Consider the following 13,558-nt stretch of genomic DNA (forward strand, 5'->3'; position numbering starts at 1 on the left):
ATCATCTCAATCTTTTCGCTTATGGATTTACGCTAATTTCATTCTTTAAGTGAGATCGATTTTTACCTTATTAAAAAAACTATGTTTACGAAAAAATCACTGCGTATTCTTATAGGTATAAGGTACAGGAGGGGATGAATTTAAATCTTTTTGGGGCGTTGTTATGCTCTGGTTTGTTTCTGGAGTATTATAATGTGAACTATGTTCAGGAGATCTAGCAAAAAAAGATCCTAAAAAACCAAAAATAAACCAAATAATAACCAGAGCAAGAAGAATAGCAAAAATACCCTTAGCGATTGAAACATGCTGTTCACGATCTTTTCTTTCTTCAGCCATACGTTCTTCATATGTGTGATAATTTTTATCAATCATAGTAGATTCCTTTTCTCAATCCCCTTAACCTTCAAATTTTTAGAAAACATGCATATATGAAATTATTCAAATACTTATTTTGAGAAAACGATAAAGAAAGATAAAGGTTCCAGATACCTTCATAAAGTGAGGAAAGAGAACCGAGAATAGAATGAAAATATCTACCATAACCTTTGAACTCTATAATAAAACCCTTTGAGTTCTACAATAAAACATTGACACAAAGGATTTGCTAATAATAGAGTTATGATCAAAATATCTTATTATTTTTATTAATAAAAAATAAAACAATCTCAAAAGGTTTTTCTTATGAAATCTCCCCTATCGTCACTTCCCTTTAAAATAGAAAAGCACCCATCACCTCTGTCAGAAGAAAAACGTGAAGAAATTCTAAAAAATCCTGGTTTTGGTCAATTCTTTACAGACCATATGTGCACTATTCAATGGACGGAAGACAAAGGCTGGCATAACGCCGTTATTTCTCAATACAAAACTTTAGAAATTAACCCCGCAAGTACCGTTTTGCATTATGGACAGGAAATTTTTGAGGGTTTAAAAGCATATCGCGCAAAAGATGGACGCATCTTGCTTTTCCGTCCTGATGCCAATGCACAAAGGTTTATAGAGTCAGCAAAACGGTTAGCCATGCCAGAATTACCAAAAGATATTTTTCTAGATGCCGTTCATCAATTAGTAAAAACTGATCAAAAATGGGTTTCGGATCATCCTAACGCCAGTCTCTATATTCGTCCATTTATGTTTGGTAATGAAAACTTTTTGGGTGTTCGTCCTTCTCAAGAATATCTTTTTTGTATCATAGCCTCTCCAGTTGAATCCTATTTTAAAGGAGAGGAAAAACCTGTCAGCGTCTGGATTGAAACAGAGTATAGTCGTGCTGGTCCAGGAGGGACAGGTGCTGCCAAATGTGGTGGAAACTATGCAGCCAGCTTACTTGCACAAAAAAGTGCAATTGAAAACAATTGTAGCCAAGTGCTCTTCCTTGATATGGTTGAACATACATGGATTGAAGAACTTGGCGGTATGAATGTCTGCTTTATTATGGACAGTAATACACTCGTAACCCCTCCCCTTAATGGAACGATTCTTCCGGGAATAACACGTCATTCAATTTTACAGTTGGCTCAACAAATGGGGTTAAAGATAGAAGAGCGTCCTTATTCTTTTGCATCGCTTCAAGAAGATGCAAAGAGTGGACACCTTAAAGAAGTTTTTGCTTGTGGTACAGCTGCCGTTGTCACATCAATCGGCCGTTTTAGATATAAAGGCGGAGAATTTACTATTGGAAATGAAACAATTGGAGAAGTTACAAAGCAACTTCGCACACAATTGGTTGATCTTCAAAAAGGGAATATAGAAGATAAAAATGGCTGGGTTTATTCTGTCCAGCTCTCATAATAAGACGATATTCTCATATCTATAAACGCTTCCATGAAGGCATATCGACTTTCATGGAAGTTACACACTTAAAATAATCTCTCTATTTCTTTAAGGATGACAAAAAAGAAAATACTTAATCAAATTTCGAGTGATCTCTATGCTGTGCTTTAATATTACGAACTGTCCCCGTATGGGAACGCATGACAAGAGTTTCTGTTTGAATGTAGCGAGGCGTGAATTTAACACCAGAAAGCATATTACCATCTGTCACCCCTGTCGCTGAGAACAAAACATCACCCTTTGCCATTTCTTCCATTGTATAAACCTTATTGGGATCACTAATCCCCATTTTGGCTGCACGAGCAATTTTTTCTTCTGTATCAAGCAACAAACGACCTTGCATCTGTCCTCCAATGCAGCGTAAAGCAGCAGACGCTAAAACACCCTCTGGAGCTCCACCAATTCCCATATAGAGATCAATACCTGTTTCTTCTGGATCAGTTGTATCAATAACAGCAGCGACATCTCCATCACCAATCAAGCGAATCGATGCCCCTGTCGCTCGCACTTGATCAATCAAATTTTGATGACGAGGTCTATCCATAATACAAACAGTAATCTGATTAACAGCCACTCCTTTAGCCTTTGCAAGAGCATGAATATTATCGATAGGACAAGCATCTATATCCACCACTCCCTTTGGATAACCAGGACCAATAGCAATTTTGTTCATATAAACATCAGGGGCATAAAGGAGGTTACCCTTTTCAGCAATGGCAACCACTGCCAAAGAATTGGCAAGATTTTTAGCACAAAGTGTTGTTCCTTCCAATGGATCAAGTGCAATATCGATCGCCAATCCGTTTTGAAGACCTACTTTTTCTCCAATATAGAGCATAGGTGCTTCATCCCGCTCACCTTCACCAATCACCACGGTGCCCTCAATAGGCAATCGATTAAGTTCCTGCCGCATTGCATCTACAGCAGCTTGATCGGCAGCCTTTTCATCGCCTCGTCCCCGCCAGCGCGCAGCAGCAACAGCAGCACGTTCAGTAACACGCACCAATTCAAGTGTCAAAATACGATCAAGTCCATTTAAAGTCTTCTGAGTCGTGGGCATATGAAAAAATCCTACCGAATAAATACCAGAAAAATATGAGCCCTATTAAGCTCTAAAAGTAAAGCTTTTGGCAAAGATGAAAACTTTCCACAAGAGATAAAAGTATTCCAACTTATCAAATCAATATAAGTTATCAATTCTCTGCCATACGTTCAATACGAATGAATTGAGATTTTGCAATAAGATGTCCATCTTTTTCAATTTCTGCAAGAGCCTGTCGTACATTCACTTCTGTTGTCTCATGTGTGATTAAAATAATCGTTTTTTCAATCTGGTTTTCTATAAAAGGTCTTTGAACAATCGACTCTAACGAAATATGATTATCAGCCATATGCCTTGCAACCGTGGCAAAAACACCAGCACGATCATGAACATTTAAACGTATAAAATAGCCCCCTGCATGATTTGAAATGCGTGCTTTTTTATGAGGTGTAAGCTCTAAAGCTGGGCGTCTTAAAACAGGTGCATAGTGAAAACCAGAACTTGCTTTTGCTATATCAGCCAAATCACCAATAACAGCTGATGCTGTTGCCATTCCTCCAGCGCCAGGACCAGAAAACAGTAATTCACCTAATAAATCACTTTGAATAGAAAGGGCATTGGTTACACCATTGATCTGTGCAATCATTGAAGATGTTGGGACCATTGTCGGGTGAACGCGTTGCTCGATTCCAGAATCCGTTTTTAAAGCAACCCCTAAAAGCTTAATTCGATAGCCCAATTCATCAGCCGCCCGAATATCAATTTGCGAAATATTATGAATTCCTTCAACATAAACATCATCTAACGAAACAGCTGTTCCAAATGCTAAGCTTGTTAACAAAGCTAATTTATGAGCCGTATCATTTCCCTCAATATCAAAAGTTGGATCTGCTTCAGCATACCCCAGTCTTTGTGCATCTGCTAAACAATCTTTGAATGAAAGACCTTCTGTAAACATGCGTGTTAATATATAATTACAGGTTCCATTGAGAATACCATAAATCCGCGATATGTGATTACTGACAAGAGATTCCCTCATCGCTTTAATAACAGGGATTCCCCCTGCAACAGCTGCTTCAAAATGAAGAAAAACGCCCTTTTGTTCTGCAATTATAGCTAGCTCTACTCCATGTCGAGCAAGAAGAGCTTTATTGGCTGTCACAACATGATGTCCTGCCTCAAGTGCCCTCTTAACAGCAGTATATACAATATCCAATTCCCCACCAATTAACTCAACAAAAACATCAATCTCATCAAAGGCAGCCATCTCCACAGGTGAATCAAACCATCTTATATTACTGAGATCAATTCCACGGTCACGGCCTTTATCGCGTGCACTAACAGCAACGACTTTGATGGATCGCCCACATTGACAAGCTAAACTATTCGCTTTTTCACATAGAGCTCGAACAACTGAAGTACCAACCGTACCAAGTCCTGCAACGCCAACTTTTAAAGCTTCTGCCATTATCTAACCACTGATCCCTATCTTTATTGAAAAATCGTTTAAATGATGTGCCTATCGACACAAAGAATGCTTATATCCCCCAGGACAAAAAATCCCCTGCTCTTTTCACTCTATTTTTTCTAATAGAATTATCCCCGCTTGTTCAATCAAAATTCCTAAAAATACAAATATTTATTTTCTTGTATTTATTTTTTCAAAGATTTCATAACCTTTATAAAAAATTTAATTCAAAATGAAAATCTGCAAAACGGATAAATACAGGTTTCCTTTAAAAATTTCTTTATTTTTAAATAGGTAAAAACCTTCTCATAAAAACTCAACTCTATCAACAAAGGATAGAAAAAATCTCTCAAAAAACAATCAATAACAAGCAAAAAAATACTGAAAACTTAGTAAGAAAACAAAAACACAACTCTTCTAAATCAACAAGTATTAAACAAAAAACATTCTTTCATATGATACGTAAAGAGAATGGAAAAAATAAAGTAGATGAATAAATAATACCACATTCTTTCCTACCATTATATAGCTTAAACTCGTTCTTTAATACAAAAATCTTAACGCTCTCCTATATCAAAACAGAACCTTACATTAAAGTAAAAAGCAAAAACTCATGTGTGTACAGCATAATTCTGAAATATTATAAATATGGAGAATAAATTTGCAAAATTTGAATATTTTATCTCAATTTATTGGCACTCTTTTGAAAAACGAACAAATTGAAATGACAAGAACCTCAATAAATCCTTTATCTGTGCTGATTCACTTTCAAATAAAGAACTTTCTAAAGATGTGAGAGAACAAATAAAAAGTCTTTAATTTTCTTTACAGCCATGTAAAAATAAAGTTAAGAAAAATAATTTTTAAATTATTTCGTAAAAATTTCCTCAATATTTTTTATTTTTATCATATATATTTCTTCTTATGAAATTAAAAGGAATCTACGGCTTATGCTTCAAAAGAAAACTTTTGTGTGATTGTACTCTTTGTTAACTTGTTCATAAATATTGGCTTTCTCCTTCATAAATTATATGGTTTTTCTTTATGATAAGCTCAAATAAACAGCTTTCTGTATCAAAGCTCTCTCAAGTAAGTTACAGAATATTCACGTGTACAAGCATGAAACAAAGATGAATAAAATATGCAAAAATAAATATCTTTAAAATGCTGTTATGATCATTTTTATCTATGCCTCAAACTGAAAATAAACAACAAATATTATTCACTCAATATGATGTTCGCAGTAAAATTTTCTATCCATCATGATAACTCTGTATTTTTTCTACAACAAAACTTAGAAAATAAAACGATCCAAACAAAAGTCACATAAAAAATTATTCAATAAAACACACTTTTTTCAAAAAAAATGACACAGAGGGCTTGCGAAGTAAAAAGATCCTCTCTATAAGCCTCATCATTGGTTTGCGCCCATCGTCTAGCGGTTAGGACATCGCCCTTTCACGGCGGAAACAGGGGTTCGATTCCCCTTGGGCGTACCATTCCTTATTTCTATACGTGTAATATATTGATTTTATGTATATTTTAATGGGTTAGGGACGCTTCAATAAACGTAAGGGAATAGGCTTTTACAAGGAGTCTTTTCGTGAAAAAGGTGCAAAAGTTGCCTTGTGATACATTTTTTGTTTCTTTTCAGAAAAAGCACTCTAATGTAGGTCTTAACAACAATAAAATCTAAGTTAGAGAAAGAGCTTTCTCTCATGATAGGGTGGTTTATAAGCCTATTTATACGTATGATGTTAATTTTTGAATTAAAACCAACCATACCCTTTATGCATTTCTTTTAACTTTCAAAACTGAAATTGACTACTAAAAACGCATTTTAGATGAATCATTTCTCATTACAGGACTTTATATCACATTAAATTTTCTATAAACAAACAGGCTGTAATTTTAGATCAAATGGCGATATAAAAATAGATGCTTACTCACGCAAAAAACTCGGAAAACCATCACTGAGAATACAATCAACTTATCAAATCGTTAAATAGAAAATTTGATAATAAAAATGTATCTCCCTATTCCCCAGAAATCTCCTTAATTTATTGATTAATTAGACTTTTTATCAGTTACACAATGATGATAGGTTTGCAAACACATCACTTCTTTTCAAAAATTAAACTCTTCAATAAAAGTTTACACTCTATTGATCATATATTCTAACACCCATATTGACTTGCCCTTTTTACTTTTCATTATAAACCTGAAGGTGCTATAAAGTAATCTCACTTAAAAGAAAAAGGACTTCTAATGGCAAAGATCAAAGTAGAAAACCCCGTTGTTGAACTCGATGGGGATGAAATGACCCGTATCATCTGGAAATATATCAAAGATAAATTAATCCATCCCTATCTCGACATTGATCTCAAATATTATGATCTTTCCGTCGAAAACCGTGATGCAACCAATGATCAGGTAACGATTGATTCTGCCAATGCTATCAAGAAATATGGGGTTGGTATAAAATGTGCAACCATCACACCTGATGAAGCACGTGTCAAAGAATTTAACCTAAAAAAAATGTGGAAATCACCCAATGGTACTATCCGCAATATTTTAGGAGGAGTCATTTTTCGCGAACCCATTATCTGTAAAAATGTCCCTCGCCTTGTTCCTAACTGGACAAAGCCAATTATTATCGGACGTCACGCTTTCGGTGATCAGTATAAAGCAACAGATTTTAAATTTCCAGGCAAAGGGAAATTAAGTATTAAATTTGTCGGCGATGATAATCAAGTTATTGAGCATGATGTTTTTGATGCCCCAAGCGCAGGGGTTGCCATGGCGATGTATAACCTTGATGAGTCAATTCGTGATTTTGCCCGCGCATCTTTTAATTATGGACTACAGCGGAATGTTCCGGTTTATCTTTCAACCAAAAATACCATTCTAAAAACTTATGATGGTCGTTTTAAAGATATCTTTCAAGAAATATTTAATACGGAATTTAAAGAAGAATTTGAAAACCGCCAATTATATTACGAACACCGTCTCATTGATGATATGGTAGCTTCTGCATTAAAGTGGTCTGGTGGATACGTATGGGCATGTAAAAACTATGATGGTGATGTTCAATCCGATATTGTTGCCCAAGGCTTTGGTTCTCTTGGTCTTATGACTTCCGTTCTCATGACACCAGATGGTAAAATTGTTGAAGCAGAGGCCGCACACGGCACCGTAACACGCCATTATCGTCAACATCAAAAAAATGAAGAAACATCAACAAATTCTATTGCATCTATTTTTGCATGGACCCGGGGATTAGCGCACCGCGCCAAACTAGATAACAATGAAAAATTAAAAAATTTTGCCACCACATTGGAAGAAGTTTGTATTAAAACCGTTGAAGAAGGTTTTATGACGAAAGATCTCGCACTTTTGATTGGGCCTAAACAAAAATGGCTTTCTACAACAGGTTTTCTTGATAAAATTGATGAAAATCTCAAAAAAGCAATGGGCAATTAAGCAATAATTTAATTAAAATTCAAAGCTCTATTGAGAGCTTTGAATTTTTCTTGGAAAAATTAAAGAACTACCTTATAAGTAAAAAGAGAATAAACTTTTATTAAATAGCAAAAACAGTGAAAAAACAAAGCTGGTCTACGCTTTTATTGGGTAAAAATGGTCTTTGCTTTTTAACGTTTACAGGCGGAGTTGTGTTACACGCCACCAACGTTTATATTGTTATTACTATTTTACCCTCTCTTATAAATCATATTGGCAATGAAATATATTATTCTTGGGTGGCGACTGTCTTTATTACAGCTTCTCTCGTAGGAACTTCCCTTGCAACAAAAATATTAGGGAAATTAGGTCCTCGTAACGCTTATGTTATCTCTGGACTTATCTTTACCCTAGGGACTTTCCTGTGCAGCATTTCTTCATCTATGCCATTATTTTTAATAGGACGCTTTATTCAAGGATTTGGAAGTGGTTCTTTGTTATCCTTATCTTATTCCATGGTACGTATTGTTTTCAGCCCATCTTTATGGTCACACGCATTAAGTGTTATTTCTGGAATGTGGGGAATATCAACCTTGTTAGGACCAGCGATCGGGGGGCTTTCTGTATATTATGGCCTATGGCGAGCATCCTTTTGGATCATTGGTGTATTCGCTATATTTTTCTCACTCATCGCCTTTAAATTTTTACCCAAAAAGAATGAAAATGATATTCCAACATCCTCTCTCCCTCTTCTCCAGCTTTTCATACTCACCTTATTGATTTTTATCATTTCGGTTGGAGGGGCTATGGAGTCGACAATGGCAAAAATCTGCGGACTCGTTATTGGACTTAGTCTTCTCTTTGTTCTAGCAAAAATCGAATCATCTAATCTTCACCCTATGTTGCCGCACAAATCCTTTTCTTTTTCTTCTGAAATTTTTCCTGTTTACGCATTGATCCTCGTTATGACAACAGTCGTATACAGTATAGAACTTTATTTTCCGCTTTTTCTTCAAGAGCTTCATGGGCAAACTCCACTTATTGCTGGTTATATAGCAGCACTCATGAGCCTAGGGTGGACATGCGGAGCCCTCTCAAGTGCTGGTATATCTGCAAGGAAAATTCGCAACATCATTGTATACTCCCCCTTATTAAAACTGTTAGGCATCACCATTCTTTTATGGCTTATTCCAACAGAAGTTTCCACACTTGAATATATTTTTATTATTTGCTTAGCACTATTTTCTATTGGAATAAGTGCAGGCATAGCATGGCCACATTTGCTCACAAGAATCTTACAATGTGTAAATGATGAAGATGCTCTGCGTGCAAGTGAATCCCTTACCTCTGTACAACTATTTTCAGCGGCCTTAAGTGCAACTCTAGCGGAAGTCATCACTAATCTTGCTGGCCTTTTTAATCCTGGAGGGAAAATAGGAATGATCTTAGCAGCAAAAACGCTTCTGATCGTGCTCATGGGGCTTTTATTTTTTTTTGCTATTCCATTAGCGCTGCGCATTTCCTACTGCATATTAAAAAATCCAATAGGACATTCCAATAATAACTAAAAATAAATATAAAAATTCTCTCTCCACTCAAAAAAGAACAATATTAAGCACGCTTTTCCATAAACCATGAGACGCAAAAAACCATTAATCCGCAAAAAGTTAGAATACTCCCTAAAACAGCTGTATATTCATAACTATAGCCTAATTTTAAAACCAATGCTCCAGATTCTGCACCAAGAGCGTTGGCAATATTAAAAGCAGACTGCATTAATGCTCCTGCCAAAATCTGTCCCTGTAGTGCAACATCCATAATTTTTGTTTGTATAGAAGGCATCGCCGCAAAAGAAGTCCCAACAAAAAAGCATCCTATTGCAGCTGTTAATGGAGCACAGGATAAAAAGAAAAAAAGAAAAAAAACAAATACGCTCCAAAGCATAGAAAAAAATATCATCGGCGAAATGCCTATTTTAACAGCCAATTTAGGCCCCAAAAGATTTCCACCCACCATTCCCAATCCAACTAAGGGCATGATAAAGGGTATCCACTCAAGCGGCACACCAGAAATATGCATTAATGTTGACTTAACATAAGTGAAAACAGAAAATAATCCTGATGCTCCCACCGAAACCATTGTCAAAAGAAGCCACACCTGCTTTTGCTTTAATGCACTCATTTCACGTAAAGGGCTCGTTCTTTGAATCCTTGAATCGCAAGGCAAAAAATTCCAAATAAGCAAACAACACAATAAGGCAATCATACCCACAAGGATGAAAGCAATCTGCCAACCAATAAGTTGACCAATCCAAGTTGCACTTGGTGCTCCTAAAACGGTTGCAATGGTTAAGCCAAGCATAACATACCCAACAGCTTTAGAACGTTCATTCATTTCCACCATTGAAGAGGCAACCATAGCTGCAAGTCCAAAATAGATTCCATGGGGAAGACCACTGAGAAAGCGTAATGCAACTAATATGCTAAAATCAGAAAAAAAAGCACTCGCAATATTTGCTAAGGCATAAAAAAACATCAACCCTATCAAAACAGCTTTGCGTGAAAATTGAGCAGTTGCAACAGCCAAAAGAGGGGCTCCAATCACAACCCCTAATGCATAAGCAGAAATATATTGACCCGCAGTAGGAATATCAACAGATGAACTTCGTGCCATTTCTGGTAGAAGCCCCATTGCAACAAACTCTGCAGTCCCAATAGCAAAACTCCCCACCGCAAGGGCTAAAATTGCTAAACATCGTATTTTCGAATCAATCTCCAATGCAAAAATGTTTTGTTTATGAGAATCCATCATATCATCACTTCTGGATAAGCGTTTTTGCTGTAGATATCTGTAATACGTAAAAATAAAAATTCAAAACATTGTTACATGCGTGCCAAATCGTCTCCAATAAAGTTTTAGAAACATTTTGATATATAAGCATTTTATGAAATTTTTAGTAAAATTCTTTAATGGAAGATCTTTAAAAAAGCTAACGATTATAGATGTATTCAACTATTTTTATAAGCCTTTCCAGAGAATAAACCCATGATCATAAATTTCGTTTTCTTTTTTCAGCAGTTTCAATTCTACCCTAAAATCTTTATAATACAATGCACTACACACGATAAAAAACTCAAAATTTATCGAAGGATACATTCCAAACAGCTAAACAATATCTCAATTATCTTGATACAAGTATAAAACTTCTTCCCAATTTATTGTTTCTTCATTTTTATGACCTGAGTGCACCTCCCCAAATCGATAAGCTATAATTTCAACGAGTACACCATCCTTATGTGTTATTGGAGAATCTTTTAAAAATTCTCATGATAAGAGTGTTTGATTTCTCCATTGATTAAATAATCCTATTTAGAAACATTTACCCTATCTCATCTCATAGAAAAACAGCATAAGATCGTTTTTGATCTAATTCACTATCTGTAAATTTGAAATATTCACATAATATATTATGATTTTTATATAAATATAATATAAACTAAATTGGTAATTTGTGTTATAAAGATATTTATTGATCCTTTATAAAAGTATAATTATATTGTAAATAGTAATTATATTAATATATAAAAATAATAAAAACATAAAATGTAAAATTATAAATTTTAAAGATTATAATATTACTTTGTTATTATTTTAATTTTCTAAGAGTTTATCTGTTCTTCTGCATGTAACATATTCTTTACCTTAATCAAAAAAAACACAAAAGAACCCATAAAAATACAATTTTCATACTTCTTTAAGAGTTCGCTAACGCCTCATTAACATTGTTGTTTTAGACAGTCATCAGAAACAGAAATAAACTGTTTTTCTCCGGATCAGGTAGCGCGTACCGGAGTAACAGTTTCTGTTTTATATGATAATTATAAAAAATATGTGCCTCATAAAATAGCACTTTTACATTTTAAGATAGTGCAATTTTATATTTTTAAAAGGTATTTATAATTTCATTTTTTTAGTAAAATTTTTAAGTAAAAAAATAAATTCAATAAAAAATAAAACGCTATATTAGATGAATAGTTTTTTAGCGTCCTTGTGCCCATAGAGCACGTGTTTCAGCGCAAAAATCAGCATAACAGCCCTCTTCAATGGCATCACGAATTCCTTGCATCAATTGTTGGTAATAAAAAAGATTATTCCAGGTCAACAACATCCCCCCCAGAGATTCACCAGATTTGATCAAATGATGTAAATAAGCACAACTATAATCATTTGCTGCTGGACAAAGTGACTGTGGATCAAGAGGATGGGGATCTTCTGCATAACGCGCATTGCGTAAATTAATTCTACCAAAGCGCGTAAAAGCTAAACCATGACGTCCTGCACGCGTTGGCATAACGCAATCAAACATATCAATACCACGCGCAACACTTTGTAAAATATCATCAGGTGTCCCCACTCCCATAAGATAGCGCGGTTTATCCTCTGGCAAAATCGGACAAGTAATATCCAACACTGATGTCATAACACTCTGCGGCTCACCAACAGCAAGCCCTCCAATCGCATAACCTTTTAAATCCATTTCTTTTAATGCTTGAGCAGAACGTTCACGCAGTTTCATATTATCACCCCCTTGAACAATCCCAAACAATGCTTTATCTGGCTGTTCCCCAAAAGCTGTTTTACAACGTTGTGCCCACCGCAATGAAAGTTCCATAGCTTCTTCCATCTCTTTTTCAGTGGCTGGTAATGCAATACATTGATCCAACTGCATCTGGATATCCGCATCAAGAAGTCCTTGAATTTCGATAGAACGCTCTGGACTCATTTCATAGTAGACTCCATTAATGTAAGAGCGAAAAATCACACCTTGTTCGTTAATTTTACGGATGTTCGCCAATGACATAACCTGAAAACCACCAGAATCGGTTAAAATAGGTCCATTCCAGCGTGAAAATTTATGTAATCCTCCCAAACGGGCAACTCGTTCAGCGCCTGGACGCAACATTAAATGATAAGTATTCCCCAAAATAATATCCGCCCCAAGATCACGTATTTGATCCATATACATAGCCTTAATGGTTCCTGCCGTCCCAACAGGCATAAAAGCAGGTGTGCGAACACACCCACGTCCGGTAATAATTTCGCCTCGACGTGCACATCCATCTTGAGCAATTTTTCTATAATGAAACGTTTTTATCATCACTGTTATCTTCTTTGATTTGATTCCAATCAATGCATACTTCTATAGAAAGAAAAAAGATATCTTCCTTACAAGCATTGCCATAAATTTTATGAATTAATTTTTGATTCACTCAAACCAGTATAAAAAGATAAACGAGATAAAAGAACATTTACTATCAAGAAATCACCATAATAAAGAAATAACCTAGCTCCAGAAAATAACAAAAATATCATACCTCAAAATATCGATGCTTAACGCACCAAAGCCTTAAAATAGAACTGTGAAATTATTATCTCAATAATCTCGTCTTTACGTCCTTTCATAAGCAAGAATTTTGTACACATTCGCTTCCGATATGCTTCAATTTGAAAAATAAATTTTTTCATCTATTGTGCAACAGATTGATTTATAGAGATAATTCACTTTTTGTATATTGAATGAAAGAGCCCAATAGCGTAAAATTGTCTCATTCCAAACCTAAACCATCTTGAATTAATCACTTACTTATACATTGCAAGCAACTAGGCCCTGTAGTAGTGAAACTATACAATAAAAGACTAAAAATAACTCTTGTGAATGCTCTCAAGTGCCAAGAGCTTGAGTTACAACATTAGGA

The 13,558-nt window shown here is 35.2% G+C and carries 8 protein-coding genes and 1 tRNA gene; 4 read left to right on the forward strand and 5 right to left on the reverse strand.

Going from position 1 to position 13,558, the window contains the following annotated elements:
- Positions 1 to 96: 96 nt before the first annotated feature.
- The gene (locus NNJ85_RS05095) at positions 97 to 372 is read right to left on the reverse strand and encodes a hypothetical protein (protein WP_254474162.1); all 276 of its coding nucleotides are present in this window, start codon (positions 370 to 372) and stop codon (positions 97 to 99) included.
- 309 nt (positions 373 to 681) lie between these two features.
- On the opposite strand from NNJ85_RS05095, the gene NNJ85_RS05100 reads away from it, so the two are divergent.
- Positions 682 to 1,788 carry a branched-chain amino acid aminotransferase gene (locus NNJ85_RS05100; RefSeq protein ID WP_254474164.1) on the forward strand — a complete coding sequence of 369 codons (1,107 nt, stop codon included), beginning with the start codon at positions 682 to 684 and terminating at the stop codon, positions 1,786 to 1,788.
- Between the two features lie 115 nt (positions 1,789 to 1,903).
- Here the strand turns inward: NNJ85_RS05100 and glpX are convergent, their stop codons facing one another.
- Together glpX and NNJ85_RS05110 are read right to left on the reverse strand one after the other, a co-directional pair.
- Positions 1,904 to 2,890 carry a class II fructose-bisphosphatase gene (gene glpX / locus NNJ85_RS05105; RefSeq protein WP_254474166.1) on the reverse strand — a complete coding sequence of 329 codons (987 nt, stop codon included), beginning with the start codon at positions 2,888 to 2,890 and terminating at the stop codon, positions 1,904 to 1,906.
- A gap of 133 nt (positions 2,891 to 3,023) precedes the next feature.
- Positions 3,024 to 4,340, reverse strand: a complete 1,317-nt coding sequence (locus NNJ85_RS05110) for a homoserine dehydrogenase (RefSeq protein WP_254474168.1) — start codon at positions 4,338 to 4,340, stop codon at positions 3,024 to 3,026.
- A 1,424-nt stretch (positions 4,341 to 5,764) separates the two neighbouring features.
- On the opposite strand from NNJ85_RS05110, the gene NNJ85_RS05115 reads away from it, so the two are divergent.
- From NNJ85_RS05115 to NNJ85_RS05125, 3 genes are all read left to right on the forward strand, one after another.
- Positions 5,765 to 5,839: transfer RNA gene (locus tag NNJ85_RS05115), tRNA-Glu, on the forward strand.
- Between the two features lie 769 nt (positions 5,840 to 6,608).
- Positions 6,609 to 7,823, forward strand: coding sequence for an NADP-dependent isocitrate dehydrogenase (locus NNJ85_RS05120; protein WP_254474171.1), 1,215 nt, complete (start codon positions 6,609 to 6,611; stop codon positions 7,821 to 7,823).
- Positions 7,824 to 7,939: 116 nt separating this feature from the next.
- The gene (locus tag NNJ85_RS05125; protein WP_254474173.1) at positions 7,940 to 9,370 is read left to right on the forward strand and encodes an MFS transporter; all 1,431 of its coding nucleotides are present in this window, start codon (positions 7,940 to 7,942) and stop codon (positions 9,368 to 9,370) included.
- Positions 9,371 to 9,413: 43 nt separating this feature from the next.
- Here the strand turns inward: NNJ85_RS05125 and NNJ85_RS05130 are convergent, their stop codons facing one another.
- Both NNJ85_RS05130 and tgt read right to left on the reverse strand, forming a co-directional pair.
- On the reverse strand, positions 9,414 to 10,613 hold the full coding sequence (locus NNJ85_RS05130) for an MFS transporter (protein ID WP_254474175.1): 1,200 nt from the start codon (positions 10,611 to 10,613) through the stop codon (positions 9,414 to 9,416).
- Between the two features lie 1,228 nt (positions 10,614 to 11,841).
- The gene (tgt, locus tag NNJ85_RS05135; protein WP_254474871.1) at positions 11,842 to 12,960 is read right to left on the reverse strand and encodes a tRNA guanosine(34) transglycosylase Tgt; all 1,119 of its coding nucleotides are present in this window, start codon (positions 12,958 to 12,960) and stop codon (positions 11,842 to 11,844) included.
- Positions 12,961 to 13,558: the final 598 nt, after the last annotated feature.

Source organism: Bartonella sp. B1098 (genome assembly GCF_944896145.1).
Lineage (GTDB): Bacteria > Pseudomonadota > Alphaproteobacteria > Rhizobiales > Rhizobiaceae > Bartonella.